Source organism: Gordonia sp. NPDC003950 (assembly GCF_053605205.1).
Genome location: NZ_JBSGIT010000031.1, coordinates 40,532 through 57,865, shown reverse-complemented (window position 1 = coordinate 57,865; position 17,334 = coordinate 40,532). Strand labels below are relative to the sequence as shown.

General features: G+C 66.3%; 14 protein-coding genes. 3 read left to right on the top strand and 11 right to left on the bottom strand.

Translation table 11 applies throughout. The annotated features are described in order from the left end of the window. The first annotated feature begins 320 nt into the window (after positions 1-320). The gene (locus ACWETB_RS21640; protein WP_452213571.1) at positions 321-884 is read left to right on the top strand and encodes a nucleoside hydrolase; all 564 of its coding nucleotides are present in this window, start codon (positions 321-323) and stop codon (positions 882-884) included. Positions 885-960: 76 nt separating this feature from the next. On the opposite strand, the gene ACWETB_RS21635 is transcribed toward ACWETB_RS21640, so the two are convergent. From ACWETB_RS21635 to ACWETB_RS21620, 4 genes are all read right to left on the bottom strand, one after another. Further along, on the bottom strand, positions 961-2,376 hold the full coding sequence (locus ACWETB_RS21635) for a carotenoid oxygenase family protein (protein WP_452213569.1): 1,416 nt from the start codon (positions 2,374-2,376) through the stop codon (positions 961-963). A gap of 37 nt (positions 2,377-2,413) precedes the next feature. Further along, positions 2,414-3,028: a hypothetical protein gene (locus ACWETB_RS21630; RefSeq protein ID WP_452213567.1), complete on the bottom strand. Its 615-nt coding sequence runs from the start codon at positions 3,026-3,028 to the stop codon at positions 2,414-2,416. Between the two features lie 96 nt (positions 3,029-3,124). Further along, positions 3,125-5,878, bottom strand: a complete 2,754-nt coding sequence (locus ACWETB_RS21625; protein WP_452213565.1) for a LuxR C-terminal-related transcriptional regulator — start codon at positions 5,876-5,878, stop codon at positions 3,125-3,127. Positions 5,879-6,058: 180 nt separating this feature from the next. Next, the gene (locus ACWETB_RS21620) at positions 6,059-7,252 is read right to left on the bottom strand and encodes a TY-Chap domain-containing protein (RefSeq protein ID WP_452213563.1); all 1,194 of its coding nucleotides are present in this window, start codon (positions 7,250-7,252) and stop codon (positions 6,059-6,061) included. 261 nt (positions 7,253-7,513) lie between these two features. Here ACWETB_RS21620 and ACWETB_RS21615 point away from each other — a divergent pair, with 261 nt between their 5' ends. Continuing rightward, positions 7,514-8,512, top strand: coding sequence for a hypothetical protein (locus tag ACWETB_RS21615; protein ID WP_452213561.1), 999 nt, complete (start codon positions 7,514-7,516; stop codon positions 8,510-8,512). Between the two features lie 84 nt (positions 8,513-8,596). On the opposite strand, the gene ACWETB_RS21610 is transcribed toward ACWETB_RS21615, so the two are convergent. The 3 genes from ACWETB_RS21610 to ACWETB_RS21600 all read right to left on the bottom strand — a co-directional run bounded on the left by ACWETB_RS21610 (position 8,597) and on the right by ACWETB_RS21600 (position 11,699). Next, positions 8,597-9,061, bottom strand: coding sequence for a hypothetical protein (locus ACWETB_RS21610; RefSeq protein WP_452213559.1), 465 nt, complete (start codon positions 9,059-9,061; stop codon positions 8,597-8,599). A gap of 170 nt (positions 9,062-9,231) precedes the next feature. After that, positions 9,232-10,902: a thiamine pyrophosphate-binding protein gene (locus ACWETB_RS21605; RefSeq protein WP_452213557.1), complete on the bottom strand. Its 1,671-nt coding sequence runs from the start codon at positions 10,900-10,902 to the stop codon at positions 9,232-9,234. Continuing rightward, on the bottom strand, positions 10,902-11,699 hold the full coding sequence (locus ACWETB_RS21600; protein ID WP_452213555.1) for a cyclase family protein: 798 nt from the start codon (positions 11,697-11,699) through the stop codon (positions 10,902-10,904). Before ACWETB_RS21600 ends, ACWETB_RS21605 begins: the two co-directional genes overlap by 1 nt. A 386-nt stretch (positions 11,700-12,085) precedes the next feature. On the opposite strand from ACWETB_RS21600, the gene ACWETB_RS21595 reads away from it, so the two are divergent. Continuing rightward, a complete protein-coding gene (locus tag ACWETB_RS21595) occupies positions 12,086-13,402 on the top strand; it encodes a lipase family protein (RefSeq protein ID WP_452213553.1) in 1,317 nt (438 codons plus the stop codon). A gap of 337 nt (positions 13,403-13,739) precedes the next feature. Here the strand turns inward: ACWETB_RS21595 and ACWETB_RS21590 are convergent, their stop codons facing one another. The 4 genes from ACWETB_RS21590 to ACWETB_RS21575 all read right to left on the bottom strand — a co-directional run bounded on the left by ACWETB_RS21590 (position 13,740) and on the right by ACWETB_RS21575 (position 17,191). Next, positions 13,740-14,810, bottom strand: coding sequence for an Hsp70 family protein (locus ACWETB_RS21590; RefSeq protein WP_452213551.1), 1,071 nt, complete (start codon positions 14,808-14,810; stop codon positions 13,740-13,742). Between the two features lie 127 nt (positions 14,811-14,937). Next, positions 14,938-15,564, bottom strand: a complete 627-nt coding sequence (locus ACWETB_RS21585; protein WP_452213549.1) for a hypothetical protein — start codon at positions 15,562-15,564, stop codon at positions 14,938-14,940. Positions 15,565-15,624: 60 nt separating this feature from the next. Further along, positions 15,625-16,692: an HNH endonuclease gene (locus tag ACWETB_RS21580; protein WP_452213547.1), complete on the bottom strand. Its 1,068-nt coding sequence runs from the start codon at positions 16,690-16,692 to the stop codon at positions 15,625-15,627. A 163-nt stretch (positions 16,693-16,855) separates the two neighbouring features. Next, positions 16,856-17,191, bottom strand: a complete 336-nt coding sequence (locus ACWETB_RS21575; RefSeq protein WP_452213545.1) for a hypothetical protein — start codon at positions 17,189-17,191, stop codon at positions 16,856-16,858. Between the last annotated feature and the right edge of the window lie 143 nt (positions 17,192-17,334).

The following is a 17,334-nucleotide window of genomic DNA, read 5'->3' as shown; positions in this document are numbered from 1 at the left end:
GGTCCCACCCAACGAGTACGAACACACCCACTACGCTGGCCTCAACCCCGAGGATCAGCCCACCATCGAGGCGGCACGAAACCGGGGGTGATTCAACCACCGACACCGGCATTCGGCACTGGGCTACCAGACCCCGGCCGAGTACGCTGCCGGATGCACCCACCAGCATCACCCCGTGGGCTGCGAGATCGACTGACCAAACGTAAGAAGGAACTGGCTCTAGCACCGACTGGACCGGTTATCGGGGACCTGCCAGGGACTCCACGACCGTCGCGCAGCGGATCTACCGGCCGACGTTGACTCCCGAACCGTCCGAGGTGATGATCGAGTTCGCCCGGTCGGAACCGAGCGGTGTCCTCCTGTGCATCGGTCCGTTGACGAACCTGGCGACGGCGCTCACTCGCACGGCAGCCGTACAGCAGTTGCGTCGCCTGCAGATCGTGGTGTCCGGCGGAGTCGGCGTCAGCCGATCACCGATGGACGCGCGGATCCGCGACACCAACACCCGGCACGACCCACAAGCGACTGCGTCCGTGATCCGGTCGGATCTCTCCATACGGTGGGTCGGGCTCGATGTGAGTCGTCGATTCATCCTGCGCCGCACGGACATGACAGCCGGCCAGATAGGGGGTTCGCGGCGACGCGCTCCTATGGTTTGCGTCGACGCCCGCTGGGGCGGGGCTCCGGATGGTCGGCCCCGTGCCACGATCTGGTGGCCGCGACGGCGGCGGTCAATCCCGCAGCCTTCGCCTGGACCACCTCGACCATGCGGATCGCGACCCGTGGATCGAGCGCCAAGGTGTGCGGAACCACCGGACACCCACGGCCATGGCCTGATTAGGACCGGTCCGAGGCCGCTGTGGACGTCGATCTCAACGCGGTGAGGGCGATGTGGAAACTCGCCCAGCTCGAGTCCAGAGACTGCCCGAGCGGGGACCACGAGCCTCTGCCCTGACGTTGTCAGCTCGCGTCTGCGTCGTCGGCCAGCCACGCCCCGTGCAGTCCCGCCGGCACCCGGATCGGCAGGTCGATGGTGGCGATCGGTCCGTCGGCGGGGGCGTCGGCGTCGAGAAGATAGAAGCTCGAGCGAAGGCTGTCCGGGTCGGTGCCGATCGCTCCCCAGTAGTCGTGGTGCGCGCCGGGTAAGAAGATCGGTTCGCCGATCGCCACGCCCGGGCTCCAATGCGTTTCGGTTTCCGCGGCGAGATCGTGGAACCACAGGCTGTCGCGCGTGGTGTCGTCGTGCGGACCGCGCGCCACCGACGCCACCCGATGATGGTCGAGCGTCAGCAACCGGTCGTCGACGCGTGGGAACTCCATGTCGATTACGTTGTCGCTGAGAACGTTCCGCGCGATGGAGCCACCGGGGTCGATGACGGCACGGGTGAGCGTCGACGTCGCCGGCCGGTCGACGTCGGCGAAGCCACCCGGATAGGTCCACTCCACGTAGTCGACGGTGATCGTGCCGTCCGGGTTGTCGAAGGCGTTGGCGAAGTGCCACACCCAAAACGGGTCGGTGTGCACCCACCGGACGGGACCACCGTCGCGGGGGAGGAGTGCGATGCGGGTGCCGTCGTCGGGTCGCCACGACAGCAATGAACCGCCCGTCAGCATCATCTCGATGTCAAAAACCAAGGGGCACAGAAACAGTACGATGTAGCGTGTCGTCAACGCCATATCGTGGATCATCATCGGATCGGTCACCCCGTCGACGGGTGTCGGGGTCCGGGTGACCTGACCGTCGGCGGCGATCACCGACCACGTCAGATACGGGGCCTCGAGGGCGTAGTTGAATATGATCAGCTCACCGGTGCGCGGATCGGTCTTCGGGTGCGCGGTGCTGCCCACCAGCATAGCCCCGCCGCAGTCGGTGGGACCGATCGTCGACAGATCCGTCGGATCCAGCAGATACGGATGATCGGATTCGGCCATCGCCATCAGCCGGCCCGAATGCCGGACGATGTTGATGTCGGGCAATTGGCGGAAGGTTCCCACCAGGTCGGGACCGACTTCCTTGGCGGACGGGGTGTACCCGTCGGTGATGCCCGACCAGATGGCATGCCCGGCAGCCTCTTCCGCCGTTACCATCGGCGTCCGGACAAATCGGTTGGTGTACCCGACCCGCCCGCCGTCGAAGCTGATGCGATGCACCATGCCGTCGCCGTCGAGCGGATAGACATACGAGCCGATCGGATCGAACCGCGGGTTCGGCCCGTTGCGGAGGTAACTGCCCCGCAGATCGGGCGGCAGGTCGCCGTGGACGGCGAGGTCGGCGACGTTGACCTCGTTGCGTTGGGGCGCGAACACCCCCGTGAGGTGACTGTGGTGGGCGATATCCACTGCCGCGGGACGGCTGGGGTGTGGGTCGATGGTCATGGCTCTGGTCATTCGTCGATGTCGATGTCGGGTCGGGTCAGGCGTGCGTTCCGGGCGAATCGAGGGTGTGGACCGGGGCGTCGGCGATGGCCTGGGTCCGCTTCGCCGCGAAGATGATCAAGGCGATTGGCACGACCCAGTTCAGGACGATGTTTCCCGGATTGCTGCCCGGGACGGACGCACCGGCGGCGAGCAGGCCCGCGATCACGTGTGCGATGCCCATCGCGAAGATCGCGCCGGCCCACAGCAGGCTGAGCTGGCGGTTCTTCTGCCGAAAGATCGGCGAATGCCACAGCGACGGGTCGACGGACTCGCGTGCGTACTGCTCGGTGAACGGGACCGTGTAGGCCGACACCAGCATCACCGCGGCCAGGATGAACGCGGACCCACCTCGCCCGAAGTACACCAGCGTCTCATCGACATGGTGATTGCCGATCACCCCGATCACGCCGATCAGCCCGAACAGGACGATGCCCGCGACGTCGAGGATCTTCCAACTGCGGCCCTGGATGGCGTCCCAGCCGGCCATGGCGAGGGCGAGTGCACATGCGGCGAACGCTGCGACGGTGACGTGGTCGGCGCCGAGGCGTTCGGCGGCGAAGGAGAATACGAACCAGGGCGCCAGGCCCAGGATCATTGATTTCGGGTTCATCGGAGGCCTTTGACAGAGGTGGAAGTTGTGGTGCTTCCAGCCTGCGGGGTCTCGATGACGCAGACATCTGCGTCACGGCAGAGATTTCTCTGCCAGTCACGCCCTCCCCGCGTTGCGTGCCGCGATGAAGGCTGCCAACTCGATGCGTGTACTCAACCCGAGTTTCGCCAGTGCGTGGGACACATGGGTCTGCACCGTTCGGGGCGAGATGAACATCTGGGTGGCGATGTCGGCGCCGGACAGGCCGGAGGCGACCAGTTCGGCGACGGCGGTCTCGGTGGGTGTCAGACTGTCCCAACCGTGTGTGGGTCGGTCGCGAATGGTGCGTGGGTCCAGTCGCACACCATGCGGCCGCAGCCTCGACGCGATCCGCGTCGACACGCTGACCGCGCCCATGCTCTGACTCAGCACGATGGCATTGCGGGCCAGTTCGCGGGCCAGCGGCTTGTCCCCGAGAGCAGCTGCAGCACAAGCGGACTCCTCCCAGGCACAGGCTGCCGAGAGGCGATCGGAGATGTCCTGCAGGGCGGTCGCAGCATCACGCCCCACCTCGACGACGGTATGCAGATCGGTGTCCCCGAGCGACGCGCGGCACCGGGCGGTTGCGACGGCGACAAGGGCCGCCGGATAGTGCAACGGTGGGTGCTCGAGCGAGTCCAGCCCGTCGCGGACGGAGGCGATCAGGTCGAGATCCTGCGCGCGGGTACCAATCCGGGCACAGTCGATCGCGAACGTCGGAAGCCAACTGTGAACACGCAATTCGACGGCACGGTGCCATGTGTCTGCGGCGCTCTGCGCTGCCGGACGGAGGCGTCGGCGGGCTTCCAGGAGCAGCGCCCGGCCGCGGTCGGCCAACGGAAGCCCGAATTGATCGGGGAGACCGGCCGACGTCCACGTATCGAGGCGGGTGCCCGCGGTCGCCAGTTCCCCTCGTAGGATGTCGACGATGACGCGACTGCCGTGCGCCATCGAGGTCCATCCCATGTCTGCGGACGCGGCGAGTTCCAGTCCGGAGTCCCACGCGGCAGCCGCGTCGTCAAGGTGTCCAAGTCCGTATTCGATGCCTCCTCTGGTGAATTCGTGATAGGCGGTCATCCAGTCGGTGCCGCGTCCGTCACGCAGTCTGGTCATGCCGGTGAAGAGTTCGGCAGCGGCGGCGGGTCCGCGGGCGTAGAGCTCGATCAGCGGTGGCCAGATGTCGGCCGACGAGGTGGCCAACGCGCCGTTGGTGATCTCCTGACCCTGACGATCCGATGCACGCAACGCCAATGTCAGTGCCTCGTCGAGGCGACCGCTGAGAAATAGTCGCAGTGACTCCCCGACCAATCCCTGGATCGAACGATCCGGCTCCGCGGACACATCGAAGAAGGGCAACGTGGGTACCGCTGAATCGCCCTGTAGCAGAACGACGTAGCTGCGCAGGTCGGTGAGCATGTCGGTGGTGTCGGCTTCGATCGGCAGGGCCAGCGTTGTGTCGATGAGGTCAAGAGCCTGTGCGGTGTCGCCCCGCCCGATGAGTGCGAACATCAGGACCCGGTGCAGGGCGGCGATCTCGTCGATGTCGGCGCTCATCGGTAGACCTTCGGTGGCCACCTCGCATGCGCGAGCGAGTTGTCCGGTCCGTGCGAGAGCCACCGCCAGTGACAAGTGCACACCCGGCGTCACGGTGGTGTCGGCGTCAGACTGGCGGGCCAGGGAATCGAGAAGGTCGACGGCCACGGCCGGTGTGGTCGTCAGTGCAGACTCGGCGCGCCGAACCGCGTCGAGGGTGGCTGCGGGATCGCTGCCGGAGGCCATTCGGTGGTGTGCCTGGGTCTGCAGGTCGCTGCTGGTCTGGGGAAGTGCGGCGATGGCGTCGTGAAGCACGGTCCGGAACGCCGGCGCGAGATGGTCGTAGGTGACCTCGGCATACAGGTCATGGGTGAATGCCACGGTTCCGTCGTCGTCGACGCGGATGATGCCGGCATCGGCAGCTGACTGGGCGGGTCCGACCAGCCCGGCCGGTGACGTGTCGTCGATGGCGGCGAGATTGAGTAGCGTGGCGGGCCCGCCCCACACCGCGAGCTTCTGGGTGAGGTCACGGGCCCGCGGGTCGAGGAGGGCGAGGTGTTCGGCGACGGTGTCGCGGCTACCCGAGGTGAGGTCGGCGGTGGTGTCGCCGAGGAGGCGCGCCCGCCCGTCGGTGATGTCGAGGGCACCCGACTGCTGCAGCGTGCGCAGGAGCGAGATCGCGTGCATCGGGTTACCGCCGGCAGACGATAATGCCGCGGCCAGACCGCGGTCGGGTCGCGCACCGAGGACGTTCTGGCACAGGTCGGCAATCGCGGTGTCCGTCATCGGCGGAAGGTGCCACTCGTGGACCGTCGGTCGCGCCAGGAGGCGGGTGAGCAGGTCACGCTCAGGCAGCGGCCGGCGTCCGATCACCAGGACCAGGGGAAGGTCTCGGGACGCGGCCGACAGGCGGGCGAGCAATCCCAGCGATGCGGCGTCGGCGTGGTGGGCATCGTCGACAAACAATGCCACCGGCCCTGCGGCGCACAGTGCATCGACCAGGTCGTAAAGATGGTCCTCGTAGCCGTCGGGGACCGGGACCGGTAATTCCGCCCCGATCAGAGTGGCGGCGACAGCGAACGGTTGGCGCCAGGACAGATCGTCGGCGCAGGTCGTGCGCGTGGTCGCGCCGATCTCGGCGCGTAGGTTCGCCAGTGTGTAGGACTTCCCGGCGCCGGGCCCGGCGGTGAGGACCAGAGTCTTCGGCACCTGGCGTGAGGCATCGCTCAGCGCGTCGCCAATGGCACGTCGCAGTGAGTCCACGGTCTCGCGGCGAGCGTGTCGATGCACCCGGGACATGGGTTGAGCGTAAACCGAAGTCCGACATCGCGGGCATAGTGCCGAGCACGGGGTGCACCGCCCCGATGCCCACAAACGTCTCCGTGAGGCACTCTCACCGGACTATTCCGACGAGACCCGCTGACGGGGACGTTTGTGGTCAGTCGGCCTGGGTACCTTCCCGGGCATGGCATGGAGACATCATGCGATCGGCCGGATCCTGCGGCGACCCGCGCTCGGGAGGACGACGATGCGTAACGCCGCACGCAGTTTCGCGGATGTGGCCGCCCATGATCTTGCCTCGTGGCGGCATGCGTCGCGTTCCTCGGTGGCACCGGTACCGTCCGCCTCGGCCGCCGACCGGTCCCAGGACACTTCCTGCTCCTCGCAGATCCGGATACACCGCAGCACCTCAGAACGGTCGTACTCGCAGATCTCGGCAACCTCGTGGGCGCTCAGGGTCGCGTTGTCGGGGTCGAGGTGCAGGATGGCGAGCAGGGCATCAGGTAGTGGGCCCTCCTCGTCGGAGTCAGAATCGGTTGCCGGCATGTGCTTTTCACGGGTGGTCGCCAGCCGGGCGATGCGCGGCCCGTCGTATTCGACGAAGGTGAACCAATCGTTCAGGGCGGTGTTGATGTTCTCCGGGACGAAGACCGCGGCATCGATGATGCGTTGGGCGACGACAGTCCGTCCGCGCAGCAGGAGCCGAATCGCCGCATGGTCGGTGGGTTGCGCGGCGATCACCGTCGCGGCGTGCGCCGGATCGATCACCTTGTCGGTGATCACCGTGAACACCTCGATGCACGGCACGGCCTCGCACACCCGCAACCAGGACGGGTACGGCCGCGTCGGCAGCGGGAGGTCGCCGTCCTCGTCGAGGTCGATGGTGCGCCCCGCGGCCGTCTCGAGCATCGTGTGAATCAGCGATCGCAGATGATCGGCGTCGTGCGGTGCCGTGCCCACTCGCAGCGTGGCCTCGGGTTCCGGTGAACGCGGCAGGAACGGGGCGGCGAGGAAGGACGGATGGATCGCCTCCCACACCTGCCGAACGGTGTCGACGGTGACCGCGGCGAGGTCGTCGGCACGCGCCCGACTGCCCTCAATGATGTAGCTGCCGTTGCGCAGTCGTCGCCAGCCGAGCGTGCGGAGTTGCTCGACCTGCAGCAGGCGACGGTCGAGGGAACCGTCGAGGTCATCGGCGTTCACCGTGATCCGAACCCGATGGGCGCCGGTGACGGTGATGGTCAATCGCCCGGCCGGGTGTTCGGGCGTGCTGCCGTTCACCTGAAGCCGGCTGTTCTCTCCGTCGGAGAGGCGCCTGAACACGTCGGCCAGACGGTCCCGGAACTCCCGCCAAGCATCCTCGATCGACGAGTCGAAATCGTTGGTGCGCATCGAATCTCCCTTCACCCGAGAGGCCGGACCTCTCATCTGCCGTCACGCTACGGCAGGGGTATGACAAAGTGCGTTTGCGATGCCGGCTGCCACACGGTGGGCGGGGTCGGCTCTCCGCTTTGTCGTGAATAGGGTGAATGTGCCGATATGACTATCGTCCGAACGGTCGAAAACCGAAGTGCACCAGCCTGATTTGAGGCCTGATGCGATCGGGATTGCTACGCTCCGAGCCTCATCTCCAGCGTCCGAGGAGCCCCAGCGATGCGATCACGTCGATTACTACCCACCCTTGTCTGCGCGGCACTGCTCACCGCGACGGCGGCGTGCTCGTCGGTCAACGGTTCCGCCACGAGTGAGCACTCCGGCGCGACGACGATGGCGGCCGAGGGGTCTACGAGTGCTACGCCGTCGTTGGCGTTGAACGCGACGCTGGGCAAGGTGTGGGGGCCGAACCAAGAAGGGTACGGCCAGATCAAGCCGGCGAAGATCTACAACGGAGGCGCCGGCGTTCTCGGTGAGGTCGACAACGTGGTCTGGTCGTCATGGGGTGGCCCGGAGGCGCATGCCGTCGGAACGGCGGCATGGCCGGACCCGACGAAGATCGAGGCCGATCTGTTCCCCGAACAGACCCAGGTGGTCGCGTTCAACCTCGGCACCTGCGACGGGCAACTGATGTATCAGAACCTGGAGTGGTACTTCCCGCAGCACGGTGAGTCCTTCGATCCCACGCACTACCTCAACATGTGCACCGGCGAGTACGTGACCGGCACGCCCACGACCGGTGCCTCGACGCCGACCAGCTCGGCTGCGCAGAACTCCGGCTCCTGGACCGGGGGCACCCTGACCATCACCCCGACGTCGCTCGGCGTGGTGAAGGTCGGCATGACCATCGAGCAGGCCGACGCGGCAACCGGACTGACCTTCGAGAACAAGGGCGACGGTCAGCGCGGTCCCGAGCTCAGCGGCCAGAACAACAGTCTCGCCGTGCGAGGAGACCCGATCACCTGCGTCGAGGCCTCGGGTAACAGCCCGACCGGACCCACGGTCATGACGCAAAAGGGCATCACGCTCGGTGACCCGGAGAGCAAGGTGACCGCGGCCTACCCGGATGCGACTCCGCTCGCGGCGGGCGGACCGTTCGCACGGCCCGGATATCTTGTGACGCTTCCGGGCGGTCAACTCGCAATCAATGTCGAGGACGGCATCGTCGACCGGATCGCCGGCGGCCCGGACGCGTCCGGGACGATCTGCCTGGGCTGAGCATGAAGCGGTGAGCGCTCGGATGCAACCATTCCCGCCGACGTGAGGGCGTCGGCGGGAATCGTTGTCGGAAAGGTCAGCGTGTCACCACAGGTCGTAGCTGACGTTGACGTTCGGGAAGCCGGACTCGATACGGGGTGTGTTGATGAAGTAGTGCCCACCCGAGATGCCGGTCATATCGGTGTTGACGTCACCGCGCACGTTCTCGACGTTGTACGTGGCAGTCGGGCCGAACGCTCCGATGTGGTAGTTCACGAACACGGTCTCCGACGGGGCTGTCGGTGCCACCGCGACGACCGTCTCCGACGCCCCGGGGGCCAGGGTGAACCTCGGGGCGTCCACCCAGTGCCCCGAGCCGGGGGTGGCCGAGGCGAGGAACTCGGTGCGGTTGGTGTGATTGGTCAGCGTCATCGCGACGGTCGGCTCGCCGGGGTGGGTGACCGGCACCGTTCCGGCCGAGGCGAGTCCGGCGCCCCCGACGGCGATGGCGGCGGCGATCCCGGTGCCGGCGAGAACGGCGAGGGTGCGGTTCTTGATGTTCTTCGACATGACGTGCTCCTGGTGTCTGTGACGTCCGGTCCCGGTGGGGCTGGGCTGTGTTTCTGACACCAATGACTTTGCCGTGCAACGCCACCACGCAAACCCCACCGACCGGTGGATCGGCCGGTGGATAGGTGCCTCCCCCAATCGGGGGAGGCACCTGTAGTCCGGTGGACTCCTCAGTGCCCGGCGAATGCCTCCGCCAACCACCAGGAACCGCCGTCGCTGGTGATCTTCGCGTCGATGACCAACGGACCCGTCGTGCCGCCGGCCTGGTACGAGTCCAGCCAGTCCCGCACCACGGCCAGGTCGCCCATACCGCGGACCGTCACACCCGTGGCACCGAAACCCCGTGCAATGGAAGCGATGTCGGTCTCCGGAAAGGTGACCGTCGACATGTCGGCATGCCCGAAGTGGTGCACCTCGGCCCCGTACGCGGAATCGTTGTACACGATCACCACCAGCGGAAGTCGTTCCCGCACAGCGGTGTCCAATTCGCTGATGGCCATCAGGAAGCCGCCGTCGCCGGTCCCCAGCACCGGTAACCGATCTGGCTGTGCCATTGCCGCACCGATGGCCGTGTACAACCCGAGTCCGATCGACTGGTACGCCTGCGTGAAGCAGAAACCGAACTCGTCGGGCACCGACAGATGCGTCGACGGATAGCCCATGAAGTTCCCGGAGTCGATGGACACGATCCGTTCGAGGGGCAACAGCCAATCGAGTTCGACGGAGAGCAAGCGAGGATCGATGCGCTCCGCGGTGGACGAGTTGTCAATCGGAACATCTTGCCACCGTGACGATTTCGCGATCAGTGCCTTCACCTCGTCGGTCCGGTACCCGACCGGCGCGGGGCCGTCGGTCACCAACTCCAAGGCGTCTTGTGCGGTCAATGCACAATCGCCGACCACCCCGACGTCCGCCGGACGATGCGCACCGATCGCATCGACGTCGTCGTCGACCTGGATCACGGTAGTGTCGGTGCCGACGAGCCGACCGTGGCGCATCGTCCACATGTTCAGCGCACACCCCCACCCGACGATCAGGTCGGCCCCGGCGATGAGGTCGGCGGTGGTGTCGGTGGAGAAGCCGCCGGAAATGCCGAGCGAGAAGGGATCACCGGCGAACAGGCCATTCGCGACCGCCGACGTCGCGACCAAAGCGCCTGTCGCAGCCGCCAACTCGGCGATCTGCGGACCCGCACCCCGACCGCCACGGCCCGCGACGAACACCGGGCGTCGCGCATCACGCAGCGCCGCAACCAGTCTCGTCACCGATTGCGCATCGGGACGGACCCGCGGTGGCGTGACATCGACTCCGATCGGGCCCACCGCAGTACCCTCGGACGCCGCCACATCGATGGCGACGTTGAGTACGACGGTGCGTCGCCTCGTGACCGCGGTCCGGTAGGCGCGGATCACGTCGGCGACCGCGGTGGTCGACGAGTACACGCGGTCGGCGACCGCTCCGACGCTACGCACCAGGTGTTCCTGGTCGATCCGGAAGTTGGAGCGCAGCGCGGTGGCCGGGCTGTCGGCGGCCAGGATCATCATCGGCGTGCGACTCTTGGCGGCCTCGGTGATCCCGGTCATCGCGTTGGTCAAGCCACAGCCCTGATGTAGGGTGACGACGCCGACGCGTCCGGACATCCGCGAGTAGGCGTCGGCCATGGTCGCGGCGCCACCCTCGTGGCGCGCGGCGGTGTAGGGCACCCCGCCGGTGCGCAGCGCATTGGTCATGACGAAGTTGCCGCTGCCAACCACGCCGAAGGCATGTCCCACACCGAGATCGGCGAGGACGCGGCCGATCACGTCGGCGACCGTCGGGCCGTAGGTGACCCCGGACTCCATCAGTTCGCGCCGTCGATCACCGCGAGCACCCGCGACGGGCTACCGGTGCCGCCGACGATGGGCAGTGGGCTGACGATGAGCACGGCACCGGTGGCCGGCAACTGTCCGAGATTGCGGAGTGAGGTGATGCCGTACTTGTCGTTGCCGAGGAAGTAGTTGTGCACCGGGAACGCCGGATCGAAGCCTCCGGCCAGGCCCGCGTCGACGCCGACCGTCTCCACACCCAGGCCGGTGATTTCCCGCTCGGTGGCCAGCCACTGCGCACACTCGACCGCGACGCCCGGGGTATGTGAGCCGGTGTCGTCGGCGTTGAGGAACGCGTCCTCGGAGTGCCCGCGCGACTCCCAACCGGTCCGCAGCAGCAGCCAGGCGCCCGCGGCGAGGCGACCGTGGGCGGCCTCCCACTCCTGTACGTCGGCGACGGTGAGCAGGTAGTCCGGGTCATCGGTCACCTTGTCGGTGAGGTCGAGGACCGCCGCTGGCCCGATGAGACGACGCACCGGGATCTGCGACACGTCGTCGCCGTCGCGGCCGGTGATCCAGTGCACCGGGGCATCCAGATGGGTGCCGATGTGCTCGCCGGTGTGGATGTTGTTGTGCCGCCAGAAGGGGCCCGGTTCGTTGTAGGCACTGACTTCTTCGAGGCTGAAGTCGATCAGGTTGACGAAGGGTTCCGGAAGCCGCAGCGCGGGCGTGGCGCTGCTCAGCGGGGTGGTGAGATCGACGACCTGCAGTCGCCCGCCGGCGAGCGCGTCGACGAAGTCGGACAGGATCGAGGCGGTGTCGGATGTGGTCATCGTGGCTCCCTGTGCTGGTGATTGTTGCGGTACGGCTGGGACTCATCATGCCCGTCGACACGCGCCGAACCTGCGGGTCGGTGCCGCGGGGTGCCGATTATCGTGATCGTCTCGCGCCGTTTCTGCCATTGGACATCGATCCCAATGAGCTCGAGTACGACTGCGCGTACGAGATGTTGCCGGGGGCGATGTCGTCGGGGCCACTACTCGGGTATGTTCACCGAACCTCACAGCGCGGCCGGTACGCGAGGGATGTCACCGGACCTGGCACACCCCGTATCGGAATCAGGATGCCGCGCCGACCGTTGGCATACGTATGGCGTGACTCCGTCGTCGGCGCCTGCAACCTTGCGCACAGGAGTCCCGCGAAAGGATCGAGGTGTGCGATGAGTGTCGATGTGCGACGTGCCGGCCAACCGGAAACCCACGAGGAGCCGGCGCAACCGCGTGCCCTCCTGCCCACCGACGACCCGTTCTTCGACGCCCCCGACGACGTGGCGTCGCTCACGCCCGGTGAGGTGATTCGCTCCCGTCAGGTCGAGCTCAAGGACTTCTGGGCGTCGCACCACCAGAGTCAGGCGTGGCAGTTGCTGTACCGCTCCACCGACCTCAACGGGGTCGCCGGAGTGGCCGCCACCACGATCGTGCTGCCCCGGAAGCCTGCTCCACAGGGCCAGTTCATGTTGTTGTCGTTCCAGTGCGCCATCGACGCCGTCACTTCGGCATGCTTCCCGTCCTACGCGCTGCGCAAGGGTACGGGCGCCACGCACGCGATCGCGCCGTTCGAGTTCCTCGTGGTGCGTCGTGCGCTCGCCAAGGGCTGGGCCGTGACCATCCCCGACCACGAGGGCATGCTGGGCGCGTGGGGCGCACCCCGCGAACCCGGATACCGCACCCTCGACGGCATCCGCGCGACCATCAACTTCGCCGGCAAGCGACTCGAGCCGAACACACCCGTCGGATTGTGGGGCTACTCCGGTGGCGGCATGGCCACCGCGTGGGCGGCGGAGATGGCCCCGACCTACGCGCCGGAACTGAACCTGATCGGCGCAGTCCTCGGATCTCCGGTCGGCGACATGGCCTCGGCGCTGTCGCGTCTCAACGGTGGTTTCCACGCCGGCCTGCCGCTGATGGTGATGGCCGGTCTGCGCCGGGTGTATCCGGCGTTGGACGCGGCCTTCGAGGCACACCTCACCGAGACTGGCCGGCGCGACCTCGCCGCGATCTCCGAGATGGGGACCGTCGACGCGCTGCGCGAGTTCCGCAACCACGACATCGGCGACGACATCGACATCCCGATCGCCGACTTCCTAGCCCAACCCGAGATCGTCGAGATGATGACCGACCTCGGACTCGGCTCGCACGAACCCGCCATTCCACTGCTCGTCATCCAGGCCGTCCACGACGAGGTGATCGGCATCAACGACATCGACGAGCTGACCGCGAACTACCGTGACTACGGCGTACCGGTCACCTACGTTCGCGACCAACTCAGCGAACACTTCACACTGCTCCCGTTCTCCGGTCCTCTCGCCGTCAAATGGCTGTCGCATCGACTCGAGGGCCGTCCGGCGCGCGACCGCACCGTCACTTCACTTGTGGGACAGCCTCGTCCACGGTTCATGCGTGGCACGAGAAGCCGGTCCGTTCCGCCAGATCGAGCCGATCCATCACCCGCTGGTCGAGCCGGTCCGGAGCGATAGCGGAGGACCGTGTCGAGGCCCCGTAACCCGACGCCGGAACTCAACCCGCCAGTCCGGTAGCCTCCGCTTCGAGCCGCGCCCGTACGCCGAGCGCGGCCTGCACTGGGTCACGAATCGTGGTCGCGAGTTTTGACGACGTCGGCTCGGACGGATAGGAGGTTTACCGACACGTCCTGTTGAGAACTTTCCGAGTCAACGCATGGTCATTCGCGCCGGACTCGAGCGGGTGGGCCTTCCGATTGGCGACTACCAAGGGTGGAGGCTCGCACTCGCGTTCCGGTGAGCCTTGTCCGCGGTGGGACGGTAGCCTGTTCGGCGGCACCGTTCGCGACGGAGTTCAGGCCGGCGACAGCGGCGTCGCAGTGGGCACAGCCGCCGCGAGAAGTGCTGCTGCACCTCTCGCACATACAAGTTCCGGCTCCTTCGGCGTGACGACTGCGCAGCCGAACCGTTCACTCACAACTGCGGCCAGCAGCGGAAAACTGGGGGCGGCGCCGATCAAGACGACGTGATCGGGAGTCCGTCCCGCCGGCGCGCACCGCTGCAGTGCGTCCACGATCTCGACGACCTGTGGGCGGGCGAGACCGTAGAGATCGTCGAGGGTGATCACCACCTCGTGATGCTCGAGGCCGCGACGCCCCGGGGTCTCGATGTCGAGTCGAGTGGCCATGCTGCGCAACGAGGTTCGAACCTCGGCGCATCGCGCGTGAACCTGGGCACGCAAGGCCGGGTGGGCCGGTACCGGATGCCCGGAGCGAGCTGCCTTGACCAGGACACGATGCTCGAGCCGATCGTCGAGGTCGGCCACGCCGATGCCCGGGAAACTGTGCGCGGTGACGGTGCTGAGATGACCGGAGTGCGGGCGGCGCGCGTACCCCACCACTGCTGAGGAACCGCGGAGGTCGCACACGGCCACGTCATGTGACTCGTCGAGTCCGGTGGTGTGATCGATCCACTCGAGAGCCGCGTCGAAATCCGGTGCGAGAAGGGCGCGTTGACCGTGGAGCCCGGCGTCGACAAGTGCTCGATGAAACGATGACACCTGTGCCACAGTCCAATACGACGGATGCGCGACGAGAACGCGGGAGGCGTGGCCGTGGACGGAGTCCTCGATGGCCGCGACGATCTGCGCGATGAGGGCTCCGGCGAGAGCGTCGGCGAAGCGGGCCGGCCCACCCGATGATGTGGACAGTGGACGTGGATCGCCGAGGTGGTCGAGGAAGTGACGGTAGATCGCCTCCTGTCGGCCGCGTCCGGGCAGCGTCGGCGATGATTCGGCCGGCCACCGCAGTGCGACGGGGAAGATCTGGTGGGATTCATGGAGTGCAGTACCCCCGGGCGACGGGTCGTCGCTGACGACGGCCAGTACCCGGTCGGTCTGAAGATGAAGTCCGAGAACGATACTCATGGGAACCTCCGCGGTGATGCCTGTGTGCGTAGGTCGGCCCGGGAGGGTCTACCAGATCCCAGTGTGAGCCCCTGACCTCGTGAAATGCTGATGGCTGGATGTGGGATCGATAACAGTAGTGACTCTTCTACGATCTGGCGGCCCGTCGAACCGCATCCGCGACCTCGCCGAATGCGACGGGTGAAGTGTCGAGCGCCTTCGGTAGAACGGACAGTGCGATCGACTTCTGCTGTCCCAAGATCAGGTTGATCCGCGTCGTACTGACGACGTAGAAGTCCCACTGATCAAGGCGCAGCGGGTCTGCGACGTTCCGGTTTTCGGCTGTGTGGACACAGAACACGTAGACGTCGGCGGGTCGTGATGCAGAGGTCGCGGACGTGTTGGTATCTGCGTGCCACGCGGTCGATTCGGAGATGTCGAATCTCCGCGAATCGCTCCTGGTTGTCCCCCAACTCTGCAGGTAGGCAGTCGACTTCACCTCGACAGTGATCCCGTCGTCGGTTTTGAGATCGAAGGCGTCCCATTCGCGGCGGAGGCGGACGTCGACGCAGTCGAGCGCGAGGCCGACGATGAATTCGGCGAGTTGCCCGCGCAGAGTGTTCGACAAGAGATCTGACGCCGCCCACGACCAGAAGCTGTTCAGGGTGGCGCCCTGGGCGTCCGCATGGAAAGTGAAGGGCTCTGAACCCGTCCGCCGCACAACAACGCGCGGTGCTTCGTCTGCTCGGAGTTCGGCGATTTCGTCGGAAGTCACATCAACCAGTCTGCACGTCGGAGCGACTGAAGGTAGCTCATTCTCCAGAGCAGGACGGCGTCATGCCCAGAAGAAGTCGATACGCCCCAGCGGGGCAACATGTTTCGTCGTATGCCATACCGGCGTCGACGGCGGCTGAGTCGAATACAGTCCGTGTGCCGCAGATGCCACGCGTTCGTACTGACTGGGCCAGTGGATCATGTGCGCCAGTTCGTCGAGGATGTCGCGTCCGCGGTCGAGGGCGCGGGTGACGTGATCGGGATCGGGGAGCAGATCGGATTTGCTGGAGTTGCAACTCGGGCAGGCCAGAACCAGATTGGAGAGCCCGTCGATGCCGACACGGGACCAGGGCAGGACGTGGTCGACGTGCCGGTGTGCCCGAAGATGGTTGTGGCAGTAGAAGCACTCGTTGCCGAAGTGCTCGCCGAGGATGTGGGCTGGGCGTTGCAGTGAGACGCGGTCGGCGCCGAACAAGTGGTGCGAGAGGTCGGGGCCCTCGTCGAGGAGGAGTTGCTTGTTCATCCGCCGCACGTCGGCGACCCATGCGAGTTGGAAGGCCGGCTTCACCAACGGTGCAAGGCGTGCGAGGGTGTGGCAGACGCCGGGGAACAGTTCGATGCAGTTGCCGTGGGCCTCGATGACGGCATTCGACGGATGGCCGAGCCACGAGTCGTCGTAAAGGAAACACTCGTAGGGCCCGGTGCCGGCCTTCTGAAGCAGCTTGAGTGGGAGCTCCACCAGCTTCTTCTTGATGGCCAGACGTGAGCGGTGATAGATGGTCGGGGCGTCGGCTGCCGCGGTGTCGAAAGGAACCTCTCGGAGGGACGGTGATGCAACCGCGGAGCGGAGCTTGAGCGTCTCGCTGAGAATGAAACTGTTTCCGGTGTTGGACTGGCGGAGAATGCGGCCGTCGAGGGGACGAGTCTGTCGCCAGTACATGTCCATCAGACGATGTGCGAAGAGATCGAGGTCAACCGTGATTGCCGCGTCCGGATCATCCGTGACCAACTCGACGGCCAGATCGAGGAGCGTGACCATCACGGCGAGCTTGTACGTCGTGCTGCGCTGGCCGTCCTCCAGTACCGCGACCAATCGTTGGCCGAGGGTCAGCGGATCAGTGGAGGACATGAGCAAAGTGTAGGGAGTGTGGCCGGAATCGGGTGCGCGCTGACCTTCCGCGCGGGAGTGAGCAGGCAACCCCGGAAAGCGTTGTCTCCGTGCGGTCGATCGTCCCGATGTAGTCGGCGGGCAACTCGGACTCGGCATCGTGTCATCGTGTGCCTATATCAACTCACAGGATCGCGAACCAGCTGACCTCACCGGAGTCGGGCAGATGCCCGATGCTCGCGACTGACCTGCGGATATGTTGCATGACAGCGTGTTCAGTGCCCGTCCATGGCTCGAACCGAATCTCGTCGGAGGATGTGCGGTCACCGGCGCGGACGCCGCGCTCGAGGAGGTCACCAATCAGCTCGAACTTGAAGTCCTGCTGGCTGCGAGTGCCGTCCCGCCGCGAGAGGGTCGCAGCAGAACCGACGATCGGGGAGAACCCGAGCCAATCGGTGCGGGCGTAGTCGATGAGGTAGGACAGTTCGCGCTTGTAGCGGGCTGCGGGTTGACCGCCCACGACGCGCTGCCCTCGCCGCGAAATCATCGAGTGCGCCGAGCACTTCGTTCGCCTGCCACATCCGATTCCGGTTGAAACCGGTGAACTCCTGCAGCACCCCGGCGTCGACCAATGGGGTGATGGCCCGGCCTGCGTTGGTGGGG